The 14,518-nt window shown below is 65.3% G+C and carries 11 protein-coding genes; 6 read left to right on the top strand and 5 right to left on the bottom strand.

Features of this window, described 5'->3' with window-relative positions; all coding sequences use genetic code 11:
* Positions 1 to 14: 14 nt before the first annotated feature.
* Complete coding sequence (locus NQJ30_RS04220) at positions 15 to 2,123, bottom strand: DNA gyrase/topoisomerase IV subunit B (RefSeq protein WP_255768492.1); 2,109 nt, start codon at positions 2,121 to 2,123, stop codon at positions 15 to 17.
* A gap of 256 nt (positions 2,124 to 2,379) precedes the next feature.
* On the opposite strand from NQJ30_RS04220, the gene NQJ30_RS04215 reads away from it, so the two are divergent.
* Positions 2,380 to 2,601 carry a DUF7455 domain-containing protein gene (locus tag NQJ30_RS04215; protein WP_255768491.1) on the top strand — a complete coding sequence of 74 codons (222 nt, stop codon included), beginning with the start codon at positions 2,380 to 2,382 and terminating at the stop codon, positions 2,599 to 2,601.
* Positions 2,602 to 2,782: 181 nt separating this feature from the next.
* Here the strand turns inward: NQJ30_RS04215 and NQJ30_RS04210 are convergent, their stop codons facing one another.
* From NQJ30_RS04210 to NQJ30_RS04195, 4 genes are all read right to left on the bottom strand, one after another.
* Entirely contained in the window at positions 2,783 to 4,105 is a 1,323-nt protein-coding gene (locus tag NQJ30_RS04210; RefSeq protein WP_255768490.1) for an RNA polymerase sigma factor, read from the bottom strand.
* Positions 4,106 to 4,347: 242 nt separating this feature from the next.
* The gene (locus NQJ30_RS04205) at positions 4,348 to 5,544 is read right to left on the bottom strand and encodes a DUF4192 domain-containing protein (RefSeq protein ID WP_255768489.1); all 1,197 of its coding nucleotides are present in this window, start codon (positions 5,542 to 5,544) and stop codon (positions 4,348 to 4,350) included.
* A gap of 99 nt (positions 5,545 to 5,643) precedes the next feature.
* Entirely contained in the window at positions 5,644 to 6,984 is a 1,341-nt protein-coding gene (locus NQJ30_RS04200; protein ID WP_255768488.1) for an MFS transporter, read from the bottom strand.
* Positions 6,985 to 7,100: 116 nt separating this feature from the next.
* Entirely contained in the window at positions 7,101 to 8,039 is a 939-nt protein-coding gene (locus NQJ30_RS04195) for a proteasome assembly chaperone family protein (RefSeq protein ID WP_255768486.1), read from the bottom strand.
* A gap of 262 nt (positions 8,040 to 8,301) precedes the next feature.
* Between NQJ30_RS04195 and NQJ30_RS04190 the strand changes: the two genes are divergently transcribed.
* From NQJ30_RS04190 to NQJ30_RS04170, 5 genes are all read left to right on the top strand, one after another.
* Entirely contained in the window at positions 8,302 to 9,825 is a 1,524-nt protein-coding gene (locus tag NQJ30_RS04190; protein ID WP_255768485.1) for a leucyl aminopeptidase, read from the top strand.
* 253 nt (positions 9,826 to 10,078) lie between these two features.
* Positions 10,079 to 11,461 carry a dihydrolipoyl dehydrogenase gene (lpdA, locus tag NQJ30_RS04185; protein ID WP_255768484.1) on the top strand — a complete coding sequence of 461 codons (1,383 nt, stop codon included), beginning with the start codon at positions 10,079 to 10,081 and terminating at the stop codon, positions 11,459 to 11,461.
* A gap of 123 nt (positions 11,462 to 11,584) precedes the next feature.
* Positions 11,585 to 13,354, top strand: coding sequence for a 2-oxoglutarate dehydrogenase, E2 component, dihydrolipoamide succinyltransferase (gene sucB / locus NQJ30_RS04180; RefSeq protein WP_255768483.1), 1,770 nt, complete (start codon positions 11,585 to 11,587; stop codon positions 13,352 to 13,354).
* A gap of 168 nt (positions 13,355 to 13,522) precedes the next feature.
* Entirely contained in the window at positions 13,523 to 13,876 is a 354-nt protein-coding gene (locus NQJ30_RS04175) for a hypothetical protein (protein ID WP_255768482.1), read from the top strand.
* Positions 13,877 to 14,070: 194 nt separating this feature from the next.
* On the top strand, positions 14,071 to 14,499 hold the full coding sequence (locus NQJ30_RS04170) for an OsmC family protein (protein ID WP_255768481.1): 429 nt from the start codon (positions 14,071 to 14,073) through the stop codon (positions 14,497 to 14,499).
* Positions 14,500 to 14,518 lie beyond the last annotated feature (19 nt).

Raw genomic sequence — 14,518 nt, 5'->3', positions numbered from 1 at the left:
CCCTGGCCTGCCCGTCAGGCGTCGATCCGCTCCCGGTCCAGGCTGGAGGCACCGGCAATGATGAAGTCCTTCCGCGGCGCCACGTCCGAGCCCATCAGCAGGTCGAATGTGTCCTCGGCCTGCTTGGCGTTCTCAATGCCCACCTTGCGCAGGGTGCGGTGCCGCGGATCCATGGTGGTCTCCGCCAGCTGTTCGGCGTCCATTTCGCCGAGGCCCTTGTACCGCTGGATCGGCTCCTTGTAGCGCTTGCCTTCCTTGGCCAGCCGGGAAAGGAGCGCGTGGAGTTCCGCCTCGGAGTAGGTGTAGATCATTTCGTTGGCCTTCTGGCCCGCGTTGATCACCTCGACGCGGTGCAGCGGCGGGACGGCGGCAAAAACGCGGCCCTCGTCGATCATGGGCCGCATGTACCGGAAGAACAGGGTAAGCAGCAGCGTGCGGATGTGGGCGCCGTCGACGTCAGCGTCTGTCATGAGGATGACCTTGCCGTACCGGGCCGCGCTGATATCGAAGCTGCGGCCTGAGCCGGCCCCGACCACTTGGATCAGGGCAGCACACTCCGCGTTGGAGAGCATGTCCCCCACCGAAGCCTTCTGGACATTGAGGATTTTGCCGCGGATGGGCAGCAGAGCCTGGAAGTCCGACGACCGTGCCAGCTTTGCCGTACCCAGCGCCGAATCACCTTCCACAATGAACAGCTCTGAACGCTCGACGTCGTCCGTCCGGCAGTCGGCAAGCTTGGTGGGCATGGAGGACGTTTCCAGGGCGTTCTTGCGCCGCTGCGTTTCCTTGTGTACCCGCGCGGAAATACGCGACTTCATCTCGCTGACGATCTTTTCGAGCAGCAGCGCGGACTGGGCCTTGTCGTTGCGGTTGGCGGAGTTCAGCTTGGCGTTGATCTCGTGCTCCACCACCTTTGCCACAATGGCCCGCACTGCCGAGGTGCCGAGGATCTCCTTGGTCTGGCCTTCGAACTGCGGCTCAGCCAGCCGGACCGTCAGGACAGCCGTCAGCCCGGCGAAGATATCGTCCTTTTCAATTTTGTCGTTGCCGGCCTTGAGCTTGCGGGCGTTGGCTTCCACTGACTTCCGGAACGTTTTGACCAGGGCCTGTTCGAAGCCTGACTGGTGCGTTCCGCCCTTGGGCGTGGAGATGATGTTCACAAAACTGCGGACCGTGCTGTCATAGCCGATGCCCCAGCGCAGGGCGACGTCCACTTCGCAGTCGCGCTCGACCTCGGCGAGCTGGCTGTGGCCACGCTCATCGAGTACCGGCACCGTTTCCTTGAACTTGCCCGAGCCGTGGAGCCGCCAGATGTCGGTCACGGCGGGGTCTGCGGCGAGGAAGTCGACAAACTCCGAGATGCCGCCGTCGTGGTGGAACACTTCCTCATGGGGACCTGCTTCACCCGGTGTTCCGGCCAGCCTGCGTTCGTCCCGGACGGTGAGCTTGAGGCCCGGAACCAGGAAGGATGTCTGGCGCGCCCGCGCAGCCAGTTCGTCGTAGGAGAACTTCGCGTCCGGCGTGAAGATCTGCCGGTCGGCCCAGTAGCGGATCCTGGTCCCGGTCACCCCGCGCTTGGCCTTGCCAATCACGTCCAGTACGGAGTCATTAACAAACGGTTCGAACGCCGATGCCGGATCGGACTTGGTGCCCGAGTCCTTGAACCGCCCGGGTTCGCCCCGCCGGAACGACATCTTGTAGGTCTTGCTGCCCCGGTCCACTTCCACGTCCAGCCGGGAGGACAACGCGTTGACCACGGAGGCACCCACGCCGTGCAGGCCGCCGGAGGCGGTGTAGGAACCGCCGCCAAACTTGCCGCCCGCGTGCAGCTTGGTGAACACGACCTCGACGCCGGTGAGTCCCGTCTTAGGCTCCACGTCGATGGGGATGCCGCGGCCGTCGTCGTGGATTTCCACGGAGTTGTCTGAATGCAGGATGATCTTGATGTCGTGCCCAAAGCCCGCCAGCGCCTCATCCACCGAGTTGTCGATGATCTCCCAGAGGCAGTGCATCAGGCCGCGCGAGTCGGTGGAACCGATGTACATGCCGGGGCGTTTGCGGACGGCTTCGAGGCCCTCCAGGACAGAAAGGTGCCGGGCGGTGTACTCAGAACTTGGTGCCACGGGTGGTGAACTCCTTCAGTGACGGAACAGCTGGCGCTGCGGACGCTCGTTCAATGCTAGTCGGCGCGGGCCCCGGGAAACTGCTTTCACACCCCGCGGGAGCTGTGGCCGCGGCCACTCGTGACTCCCCCGTGACCCTAATCCGCGACTTGAGACATTCTTGTGGCTACGCGGTCAGCGAACTTGACCCGTCCTTGCGATGGGATTGCTACGAATGCTGGTTATATAGACATACAGATCTACTAAGGAGGCCGATATGACAACAGCAGTGGCAGACCGCACACTCAACGCACTGGACCGGTGCGATCGTTGCGGGGCTCAAGCATATGTCCGCGTTGTACTTGAGACCTCCGGCGGTGAGCTGCTTTTCTGCGGCCACCATGCCCGTGCAGTTGAGGCGACCCTCAGGCCCATGAGCTCTGACTGGCACGATGAGACCGGCAGGCTTCACGAGAAGGCTCCCGTAGCCGTCGACTGACCTGCAAGACATCCGGACAGGACCCCCTCCCGCTGGGAGGGGGTCCTGTTTGCTTTAAGCCCCCTGGCCAAGCCGGGGCGCCGCAGACCGGAGTGCGGCAAAAGCAACGCGGGGTCAGTTTCTGCACCAAAATCGTTCGATTCAGTGCAGGAACTGACCCCGCGTTGCGTGTGTTCCGGTTCTAGTCCAGGTAGTCCCTGAGCACCTGCGACCGCGACGGGTGGCGGAGCTTGGACATGGTCTTGGACTCTATCTGGCGGATACGCTCACGCGTGACACCGTAGACCTTGCCGATTTCGTCTAAAGTCTTCGGCTGGCCGTCGGTGAGGCCGAAACGCATGGCCACCACACCGGCTTCACGTTCCGAGAGTGTGTCAAGTACCGAGTGGAGCTGTTCCTGCAGCAGCGTGAAGCTCACGGCGTCGGCAGGGACCACGGCCTCGGAGTCCTCAATGAGGTCACCGAACTCGGAGTCGCCGTCCTCGCCAAGCGGGGTGTGCAGCGAGATCGGCTCGCGGCCGTACTTCTGGACTTCCACGACCTTTTCAGGCGTCATGTCCAGTTCGAGGGCCAGCTCTTCGGGCGTGGGTTCGCGGCCAAGGTCCTGCAGCATCTGGCGCTGGACGCGGGCCAGCTTGTTGATTACCTCCACCATGTGCACCGGGATGCGGATGGTGCGGGCCTGGTCAGCCATGGCACGGGTGATGGCCTGGCGGATCCACCACGTGGCATACGTGGAAAACTTGAAGCCCTTGGTGTAGTCGAACTTCTCCACTGCACGGATCAGGCCCAGGTTGCCTTCCTGGATGAGGTCCAGGAAGAGCATGCCGCGGCCGGTGTAACGCTTGGCGAGCGAAACCACCAGGCGGAGGTTGGCCTCGAGCAAGTGGTTCTTGGCACGCTTGCCGTCGTGAATGACAAACTCAAGCTCACGCTTGAACTTGGGGTCCATGGAACCGTCGTCGGCGTTGATCTTCTCTTCGGCAAAGAGCCCGGCTTCGATCCGGAGCGCCAGGTCGACTTCCTGCTCGGCGTTGAGCAGTGCAACCTTGCCGATCTGCTTGAGGTAGTCCTTAACGGGGTCAGCCGTGGCACCGGCGGACATGACCTGCTGGACGGGGGCATCGTCGTCGTCGGCGTCCGAGTAGACAAAACCCTTGCCGGTGGCTGCTGATGCGGCCTTGGCGGCGTCGATCTCGGTGTCATCGCCGGCATCGGCGCCCTCAAGCACGATGTCGTCGAGGTCTTCGACTTCATCCTCATCGGAATCGGATGCGCCGCGGGCGGTTTTTCCGGCTGCCTCGGCGGCAGCTTTGGCGCCGGGCTTGGGCCCGCGCTTCTTGGGCTCAGGCTTGCCGTCGACGGCGGTGTCACCGGCGGCGTCCTTGACGGCTTTGTTGGCTGCCCGCGTTGCTGCTCGCTTGGCGTTCGTTGCAGCCTGCTTCTCCTCAGGGGACAAGACGTCCTGAGTGGCGGGGTCCTTCTTCGCGGAAGACGGGGTCACAGAAAACCTTTCTAGCGGCGGTCTGTGGAATCACCATACGGGCAACACCACTATGACCCTGTCAAGTCCGTGATCAACATCAGGCGCAACCACGGCCGGCAGAGCCTATAAATAGAACTGCCAGCACGGCTGTAATGTTCCCGTAAGGGGGGCATTACGTGCACTTGATACACGGACCCAACCGGGTCTCGGCAACCATTGTCTCACGGTTTTCCCCTGCAAGGCTCAAGAAGCAGCAGGACCTAGGCTGCATCCGGTTCGAATCGACGCCAGGCCGCCTCCTTCCGCGCGGCCCAGCCGCACAGGGTTCCGCGGCGCACCAGTTCCAGCATGAGTTCAGCCAGCCGGTAGCCCGGTTCCTCGTCCAGGGCCCGGCCGAGGTAGGCGGCAGCGTAGGATCCCCTGCCCCGGCACCACGCAATCCAGCCGCGGCCCGTGAGGGCTGCCGCGCCGGACTGTCCGCCGCAGGCCGCCAGCTGTTCCAGGACGGCATCCAGCCGGTTCAGGCCGTCCCAATCCGGAGCGCCAGGTTCCAGGCCCAGCAGGACCTGGCCGTAACTTGGCAGGCCGCGGCTGTCATCCGGCACGGTTCCGGCATCCCGCGGGTGCAGGCCCGCGGGACTGACAGGCGCGAGGGTGCAGTCGTCGTCGAAGATGCCAAAGTCCTCGGCGCCCGCGAGGGCCGCCGGCGTGCCCGCCGCAGCCATAACAAAAACCGCATCCCGCCAGGCCGGAGCGCGGAGGGAGGCCCGAAGGTACGCGACACTGTCCGCGGGCAGCTCCTCTGCTCGTGCCAGGACCAAACCCCATTGGGCCAGGAGGGTGTTGAATTGTTCCCTGCTCCCCCGGCGCCGGTCGAGTTGCGCTGCCCAGGCGTCTTCCGCCGCGAGGACTGCGGCTCGCTCTGAACCTGTGACGGCAGCGGCCTGCAGGGCGGCGTTTGCGGGCGCCGGGCCCACGCTGCTGCCGCGATAGACCATCTCGGCGTTCAGCATGCTGTCCCTGATGACCTGCACCGGCATGCCCGGCAAGGGGCAGCACGCCAGGTCGGGGCAGTTGGCGCTCCGCCAGTAGTCATCTCCCACGTACCACGCGTCGCGTACCGCCATTCCCGCGGCGTCGAGACTGCTTTCCAAGGCAGCCAGGAGACCCACGTATGTCCCCGGCGGTTCCATCCAGCCGTGGTTGGTGAAGATGGCCAGCAGCGCGCCGTTGGCATTGCGGTCTGCGGAGAGGTAGTCGCGCACGGTCCGGGCGTAACCCCTCGGGTCTGCGAGTGTTTCCGGGCCGGGGAGGTCAAGCCGAAGGGTCGCGCCGAGCCGAGTACCGTGCATGGTCATGGCCACCAGGCTGTCTGCGGGCCAGTACCCCAGGGAGTGCGGAATGAACCCGAGGATGTCTTCAGGGCCTCGGACGGTCAGGTGTTCTGGAGGTTTCATGACTCCAGCTTTGGCCCGGCGCCGGCTGCATTGAAGCCCCTACCCGGGCTATGTCAACAACTGCCCGCCCCAGGCAGATGTGGAGGAGAAGTGCCGGACCTAGTCCGCGCTGTCCTGCCGGCGCCGCGCGACGCTGGCCCGCCGCTGCTGTGCCATGGCCTGGAGCAGCGGGGGTACCACCACGCCCTGCGCCGCCATCTGCCGGCGCACCTTGCGCCGGCACCGCAGCATCATGACGGCGCCGAAGGCCAGCAGCAGGAAGTGAACGCTCAACGCGATCCGGAAGGGTTTCAGGCCGTAAAGCTCGCCGCCGGAATAGCCGCTGGCCAGCAGGACGTCCAGGACGAAGCCGATCAGGAAGATCGCCACCAGTGCGGCGATGAATCCCCCCACGTTGACAATCCCCGTGGCGGTACCGATCCGGTGCGTGGGATTAAAGGTCCGGGCAAAGTCGAAGCCGATCATGGACCCCGGGCCGCCGATGGCCAGCACCACCACCAGGATGGCGAGCAACCACAGCGGAGACGGTCCCGGTGTCAGCAGGACCACGGCCCAGGCTGCGGCCGTGGCTCCCGAGATCAGCAGCACCATGGTGGAGCGGCGGAGCGGGTGCCTGGCGACAAAGCTTCCAATGAAAGGACCGGCGGCGAGTCCGGCGGCAACGTAGAGGGTCATCAGTCCGGCCACCGTTCCGGGCTCCAGGCCCTGCCCGGAGATGAGGAACGGGTAGCCCCAGGTCATCGCAAACACCGTGCCGCTGAACTGGATGGTGAAGTGGCTCCACATGCCCAGCCTGGTCCCGGGCTGGTGCCAGGCGCTGGCGAGTGAGACGCCGGTTGCCCGCAACCCCCGGCGGACTTCCGGGGTGGCCGTTCCGGGCGGCTGGTCCTTCAGGAGAACCACCACCAGGACCACTGCCAGCGCGGACATGCCGGCGAGCATCAGGAAACCGGGGGTCCAGCCGAAGGAATGCAGCACAAAGGCGAACGGCAGCACGCTGAAAAGCTGCCCCAGCTGGCCGGACATACCCGTCAGCTGCGTGACCAGGGGGACCCGCGCCGGGGCGAACCACAGGGGAATCAGGCGGATGACGGAGACAAACGTCATGGCGTCGCCGGCACCCACCAGCACCCGGCCGGCCACGCCGCCGGGAATGCTCTCCGCAAAGGCGAGCTGGAGCTGGCCCAGCCCCATCAGGATGGCTCCGCCGGAGATCATGGCCCGCGAGCCGAACCGGTCCACCAGCACGCCCACCGGGATCTGAAGGCCTGCATAGACCAGCAACTGCAGCACGGTAAAGAAGGAGATCGCCGAGGCACTGGCATGGAACCGGTCGGTGGCTTCCAGCCCCACGACGCCGAACGACGTGCGCTGCGAGACCGCCACCAGATAAGCGAAGATACCGATGGTCCAGATCAGCCAGGCTCGGGGGGAAGTCACCCCTTCATTATGCCCGGGCCGCCCCGGGGATCGTGGCAACCGTCTGCCATGCGGACACGTCGCCACGGGCGCCCGCCCGGTCCGCGCAGGAGCAGGGCGGGCAAGCTCAGGCCACGCTAGAGGCCGGGGTTCTCGCGGGCAAGGTACGCCTCAACGGCGGCGCCCAGTTCTTCCCCGTTGGGCAGTTCGTCGTTCGCATCCGCCAGCAGTGAGCGCCGTACCGTGCCGTCCGCCTTCTCGTCGTACCGTTCCTCAAGGCGGGAAACCACCTGCCGGACATCGTCGGAGGCCTCGACCTGCTCGCCGATCTGGCGTGCCACCTCACGGCCTGCCTCGCGCAGCCTGTCGGTGGGGAGCATCAGGGATGTGGCCGCGCCCAGGAATTCGAGTCCGGCAACAGCGGCGGTGGGGTATTCCGCTTCGGCGAGGTAGTGCGGGACGTGGATGACGTAGCCGGCAACGTTGCGTCCGGCGCCTACGAGCCGGAGTTCCAGGATGTGCCCCACAGCTGCGGGGACTTCCACCGTGGGCTTCCACACCGAAATGCCCTCAATAAGTTCGGGCCGGTTACCGTGGACCGTGACGCCCACCGGGCGCGTGTGCGGCACCGGCATGGGAATCGAATGGATCCAGGTCACGAGGTTCACATCGAGCTTTTCCACGATGCCCACAACGGCGCGGCTGAACCGCTCCCACTGCAGATCGGGTTCGAACCCGGCCAGGAGGAGGAAGGCGTTGCCAAGCCCGTCCTTTAATTTGTACAAGGCGAGCTTCGGCGCCTGGTAGTCCTGAATATGGTCTTCAACGAAGGAGATGTGGGGCCGGCGCGACCGGTAATCGATGAGCTGGTCGGCGTCGAAGACTGCCACCGTTTCGGCCTCGAGTGTGTCCAGCAGCTCCGCGTTGATCTGCTTCACGACGTGGCCGGCATCGGCAAAGCCGGTGAAACCCATCACCAGGTTCAGCCCGCGAAGCTCCGGGCTGTGGAACAGCTCGATGTTGCTCGCGTAGAGCGCATCGGGGTCCAGCAGTGAGCCGGAAATCCGTTCAAGCACAACGTCTTCCTTTCGAGGATTCAAGTGGACAGTTTGTACAACACCGCCGGGAGGCCCGGCATTCCGCCGGCCGGTGTGGCGCAGGTCTCAGGAGATTCCGCTCCCGCGGCCACCAGCGGCTACGATCGACAAGTGGCCTGCCGGACGGGCTTGGCCGGCACCCCGGCCCCATCGCGGCCGGACGGCCGCAGGATTTCCGTGGCCGGCGTCAGACATCCATTCCTGCGCGCACAGCCTTTTCGAGAATTGAGGACTTTACCCCGTGGTCAAGAATACTGAAATCAACCTTAGTACCCTCGCCAAGGACCTGAAGAGGGCCACCAGTGACGCCGTGGTCATCGGCGTGGGACAGGGTCCCGACGGCCCGGTGCTGCTCGATAACCCGCTCGCTGCGAAGTCAGCCGAGGCGCTGAACGAATCCCTCAAGGTCCTGGGCATCACCGGGGCAGCCGATCAGGCGGTACGGCTCCCGGGCCTGCCTGAAACCGGCGCCGGCGTGCTCGTCCTGGCGGGAGTCGGCAAGGTCGCCGCCGGCCAGCCGCTCTCCGGGGAAGCCCTCCGGCGCGCTGCCGGTTCCGCCGTCCGCCAACTGGCAGGGCTGCCCACAGTTGTCCTCGCGTTCCCGACGACGGGAGTCGCCGACGTCGCGGCCGTCGCCGAGGGTGCCGCCCTGGGCGCGTACTCCTTTACCGAACACAGGTCCACCAGCGACGGCCTCAAGGACCCGGTGCGCAACGCGGTGATCTACACGGACGTCGCTTCCGGCGACGAACTGACTGCGGCGCTGAAGCGTGCAAGCCTGATCGGAGAGGCAGTGAACGCCACCCGCTCGCTGGTGAACCAGCCGCCCAGCCACCTCTACCCCGAATCATTCGCCGAAGCCGCGAAGGAACTGGCCAAGGGCCTGTCCGTCAAGGTGACCGTCTGGGACGAAAAGCGGCTGGAGAAAGAAGGCTTCGGCGGCATCATGGGTGTGGGCAAGGGTTCCAGCCGCCAGCCCCGCCTCGTGAAAGTGGAGTACGCCCCTGCGAAGGCGACAAAGAAGATCGCCCTCGTCGGCAAGGGAATCACCTTCGACACCGGCGGCATTTCCTTGAAGCCCGCCCTCGGCATGGGTGACATGAAGAGCGACATGGCGGGCGCCGCCGTCGTACTTAACACTGTCCTGGCAATCGCCCGCCTGGGCTTGCCCGTCAAGGCCACCGCCTGGCTGTGCATCGCCGAGAACATGCCCGGTGGAGCGGCATCGCGGCCCGCAGATGTCCTCACCATGTTCGGCGGAAAGACCGTTGAGGTGCTGAACACCGACGCCGAAGGCCGCCTGGTCATGGCGGACGGCATCGTCGCGGCGAGCCGCGAATACCCGGACGCCATCATCGACGTCGCCACGCTCACCGGCGCCCAGCTGATTGCCCTCGGAAACCGGACGGCCGGGATCATGGGTGCAGACAGCGTCACAGGCCCGCTCAAGGCCGCCGCCGACCGTGCCGGCGAGCTGGTGTGGCCCATGCCGCTGCCCGAGGAACTGCGTCCAAGCATCGACTCCCAGGTGGCGGACCTGGCCAACATCGGCGAACGCCACGGCGGCATGATGACCGCCGCCGTCTTCCTGCGCGAGTTCGTGGGCAAGGGCAAGGACGGGGAGCAGATCCCCTGGGCCCACATCGACATCGCCGGTCCGTCCTTCAACAACGGCAGCCCCTACGGCTACACGCACAAACAGGCCACCGGCTGCACCGTGCGTACCCTGCTGGCCTACGTGGAAGACGTCCTCGCGGCCGCTTAGCCAGAACCCCGACACGTGTGACGCGGCTTTGTGGCAGCGGGAGGATCCCCTGGCCACAAAGACGCGTGACACTCACCACAAGCGCTCCACAAACACGGCGGCGAGGTGGAGCATGGATAAGTGGTTCGCTAAGGTGAACCACGGTAGTCACAAATGAAAGCGAACCTGCCTGCTGGCATAATCACGGCAGTACAAGTTCCAAGACCAGATGATGCGCAAGATCGCGTCATCGTTCACGCGAGGGAGCGTCTAAGTGGCCGATCAGGCAACTGCGCAAGAATTCGACATCCTGGTACTCGGCGGCGGAAGCGGCGGCTACGCCACCGCGCTGCGTGCCGTTCAGCTTGGCTTCACCGTCGGCCTCGTGGAGAAGGGCAAGCTCGGCGGCACCTGCCTGCACAACGGCTGCATCCCCACCAAGGCACTGCTGCACTCTGCAGAGCTGGCCGACCACGCCCGCGACTCCTCCAAGTACGGCGTGAATGTCACCCTGGACAGCATCGACATCAACGCTGTCAACGCATACAAAGACGGCATCATCGCTGGCAAGTTCAAGGGCCTGCAGGGCCTCATCAAGTCCAAGGGCATCACTGTCATCGAAGGCGACGGCAAGCTGACCGCCCCGGACACCGTCACCGTTAACGGCACGGCTTACAAGGGCAAGAACATCGTGCTCGCCACCGGTTCCTACTCCCGCACCCTGCCGGGCCTGGAAATCGGCGGCAAGGTCATCACCTCGGACGAAGCCCTCACCATGGACTACATCCCGAAGAGCGCCATCATCCTGGGCGGCGGCGTGATCGGCGTCGAGTTCGCATCAGTCTGGAAGTCCTTCGGCGTCGACGTCACCATCGTCGAGGGCCTGCCCTCGCTGGTCCCGAACGAGGACGCAACGATCGTGAAGAACTTCGAGCGTGCCTTCAAGAAGCGCGGCATCAAGTTCTCCACCGGTGTGTTCTTCCAGGGTGTTGAGCAGAATAACGACGGCGTCAAGGTCACCTTGGTGGACGGCAAGACTTTCGAAGCCGACCTGCTCCTCGTTGCCGTGGGCCGCGGCCCCGTCACCGCCAACCTGGGCTACGAGGAAGCCGGCGTCACCATCGACCGCGGCTTCGTCATCACCAACGAGCGCCTCCACACCGGCGTCGGCAACATCTACGCCGTGGGCGACATCGTTCCCGGCGTCCAGCTGGCACACCGCGGCTACCAGCAGGGCATCTTCGTGGCCGAGGAAATCGCCGGCCTGAAGCCCGTCGTCGTCGAGGACATCAACATCCCCAAGGTCACATACTCCGAGCCGGAGATCGCCACCGTTGGGTACTCCGAAAAGGCTGCCAAGGCGAAGTTCGGCGACGACCAGGTGGAGACCCAGGAGTACAACCTGGCCGGCAACGGCAAGAGCTCCATCCTCGGCACCAGCGGCATCGTGAAGCTGGTCCGCCAGAAGGACGGTCCTGTCGTGGGCGTACACATGATCGGTGCCCGCATGGGCGAGCAGATCGGTGAAGCACAGCTGATCGTGAACTGGGAAGCCTACCCCGAGGATGTGGCCGCACTGGTCCACGCCCACCCGACCCAGAACGAGGCCCTGGGTGAGGCCCACCTCGCACTCGCGGGCAAGGCCCTGCACGGCTAAACAGGCCCCGTTTCACCGCAATACATCAGGGTTTGGTGCACCCGGCTCATTCTGCCGGGTGCACTAAGCTCGAACAGGCAGCAATCATCCGCACTAAAGATCAATAAGGAGAACGGGGACGACATGTCTGAATCCGTTAACTTGCCCGCCCTCGGTGAGAGTGTCACCGAAGGAACCGTCACCCGCTGGCTCAAGCAGGTAGGTGACCGGGTAGAGGTGGACGAACCGCTGCTCGAGGTTTCCACCGACAAAGTAGACACTGAAATCCCCTCTCCGGTAGCCGGCATCATCGAGGAAATCCTCGTGGCCGAAGACGAGACCGCCGAGGTCGGCGCACCCCTGGTCCGCATCGGCGACGGTTCCGGCGCCGGCGCCGCTCCTGCCGCTGCTCCGGCCGCAGAAGAAGCTCCCGCCGAACAAGCACCGGCAGCGGAAGCACCGGCTGCACCTGCTGAAGAAGCTCCCGCCGCACCTGCCGCAGCGCCAGCTGCAGAGGCCGCGGCCGCCGGCGGCGGCGAAGGCCACGAGGTCACCCTCCCCGCACTGGGCGAAAGCGTCACCGAAGGCACCGTCACCCGTTGGCTGAAGTCCGTGGGCGACACCGTGGCTGTTGACGAGCCGCTGCTCGAGGTATCCACCGACAAGGTTGACACCGAGATCCCCTCCCCTGTCGCCGGCACGCTCCAGGAAATCCGCGTGAACGAGGACGAGACCGCAGAGGTCGGTGCCGTCCTGGCCGTCATCGGTTCCGGCGCGGCAGCCCCGGCCGCTGCTGCACCCGCTGCCCCCGCAGCACCCCAGTCCGAGCCTGCAGCACCTGCTGCCGCCCCTGCCCCCGCCCCGGCTGCACCGGCAGCACCCAAGGCGGAAGCAGCTCCGGCTCCCGCAGCAGCTCCGGCTCCCGCGGCCGCTCCGGCTCCCGCCCCCGCTGCCGCACCGGCGCCTGCTGCAGAATCCGCAGCCGGTGGCGAGTCCGGCTACGTCACTCCGCTGGTCCGCAAGCTGGCCAACCAGCACGGTGTTGACGTGTCTGCACTGTCGGGCACCGGCGTCGGTGGCCGCATCCGTAAGCAGGACGTACTCGCCGCAGCAGAAGCCAAGGCCGCCCCGGCAGCAGCTCCTGCCGCAGCCGCTGCCAAGCCGTCCGCCGCTCCTGTGGTTGCTTCCAGCCTCCGCGGAACCACGGAGAAGGCCCCCCGCATCCGCCAGGTCATCGCCCGCCGCATGCGTGAGTCGCTGGACACTTCCGCCCAGCTGACCCAGGTGCACGAAGTCGACATGACCCGCATCGTCAAGCTCCGCACCGCAGGCAAGGACAACTTCCTCGCCACCAACGGCGTCAAGCTGACCTACCTGCCGTTCATCGCCAAGGCTGTAGCGGAGGCCCTGAAGCAGCACCCGAAGCTGAACGCAGAGTACAACGAGGAAACCCAGCAGATCACCTACCACAACGCCGAACACCTGGCGATTGCGGTGGACACCGAAAAGGGTCTCCTGGTTCCCGTTATCTCCAACGCCGGCGACCTCAACCTGGGCGGCATTGCCGGGAAGATCGCCGACGTCGCTTCCCGCACACGCCAGGGCAAAATCGGTCCTGACGAACTGTCCGGCGGCACCTTCTCCATCACCAACATCGGCAGTGTCGGCGCGCTCTTCGACACCCCGGTCATCAACCAGCCGAACGTCGCAATCCTCGGGACCGGCACGATCGTCAAGCGTGCCGTTGTGGTGTCTGACGAAAATGGCGATGACTCCATCGCCATCCGCTCCATGATGTACCTGTCGCTGACCTACGATCACCGACTGGTGGACGGCGCTGACGCAGGCCGCTTCCTCCAGACCCTGAAGGCACGCCTTGAAGAAGGCGCCTTCGAGGCCGAACTGGGTCTCTAGCCCCCAAAGGGCAGGACAAGCGAAGGGCGGGGGAGGCGCGGGTGGGACACCACCGGCACCTGCCCCGCCTTTTTCTTTGGCACCGAACGTTTCATGGCGCTGTACTTTTCGCGGCGCTCTGCGTGGCTTTGCTACATTGCGTAGAACCTACTGGATAAGCTTGGTCCCATGACTATCGTCTTCAGCATCCTGGTGTTTCTGCACATCGTCGGCGCCGCAATGATTGTTGGCTACTGGATCGCCACCCTCAAAGAGCCCACGGTCCACCCCCGCCAGCGGGACGGCGCCTTCGTGCAGCTCCTGACAGGCATCGCCATGATGGGCATCATCCCCATGCTGCCCAACGCGGACCCCAACTACTTCAAGCTCGGCATCAAGTTCGCCATCGGTCTGGCCGTCGCGGTGTTGGCTGTCATCGGCACCCGAAAGGTCAAGAAGGGTGAGCCGGTCTCTACCGGACTCGCCCACGGCGTGGGCGGACTGGCCCTGGTCAACATCGCCATCGCCACGCTCTGGAACTGATCGCCCAAGAACCACCCGCGACGGCGCCGCTCCCTTCTCCGGGGAGCGGCGCCGTCGCGCATTAAGCCACCGGCCGCGGTCACAATCCACTGAGAGCGGACAGCCCGTGCAAGCGTGCATGCGAGTCCCTAGGATGGGAACCGGCGGGGGCGGCAACGGCCGGCCCCGGTTCGTATCGACTTTGAGGAGTGGACATGGCAGCAATACGCACCGCACACACAGTATGGAACGGCGACCTGATGTCAGGGTCGGGACAGACCACCCTGGACAGCTCCGGCCTGGGCACGTTTGACGTTACCTGGAAGGCACGCACCGAGGCGGCCGAGGGCAAGACCAGCCCCGAAGAACTGATCGCGGCAGCCCACGCGAGCTGCTTCTCGATGGCTTTCAGCCATGCCCTGGCGCAGGCCGGGCACGCTCCCGAGGAAGTAAACACCAAAGCGGACGTCACCTTCGTTCCGGGCACCGGCATCACCGGCAGCCACCTGACCATGTCGGCGAAGGTCCCGGGCCTTTCCGAAGAAGAATTCCAGCGGATCGCCAACGAGGCCAAGACGGGCTGCCCCGTTTCCGGCGCCCTCGCCAGCATCGAGATCACCCTGGACGCGACCCTGCAGTCCTAACAGCTCCTGCGGACTGGCC

Source organism: Pseudarthrobacter sulfonivorans (assembly GCF_024391045.1).
Lineage (GTDB): Bacteria > Actinomycetota > Actinomycetes > Actinomycetales > Micrococcaceae > Arthrobacter > Arthrobacter sulfonivorans_B.
This window is presented reverse-complemented; position numbering and strand designations above follow the sequence as displayed.

What these genes read in the sequence shown, in the direction of transcription:
- NQJ30_RS04215 (WP_255768491.1), top strand. Translation starts at nt 2,380, where the DNA reads ATGACAACAGCAGTGGCAGACCGCACACTCAACGCACTGGACCGGTGC.
- NQJ30_RS04205 (WP_255768489.1), bottom strand. Translation starts at nt 5,544, where the DNA reads ATGAAACCTCCAGAACACCTGACCGTCCGAGGCCCTGAAGACATCCTC.
- sucB (WP_255768483.1), top strand. Translation starts at nt 11,585, where the DNA reads ATGTCTGAATCCGTTAACTTGCCCGCCCTCGGTGAGAGTGTCACCGAA.
- NQJ30_RS04175 (WP_255768482.1), top strand. Translation starts at nt 13,523, where the DNA reads ATGACTATCGTCTTCAGCATCCTGGTGTTTCTGCACATCGTCGGCGCC.
- NQJ30_RS04170 (WP_255768481.1), top strand. Translation starts at nt 14,071, where the DNA reads ATGGCAGCAATACGCACCGCACACACAGTATGGAACGGCGACCTGATG.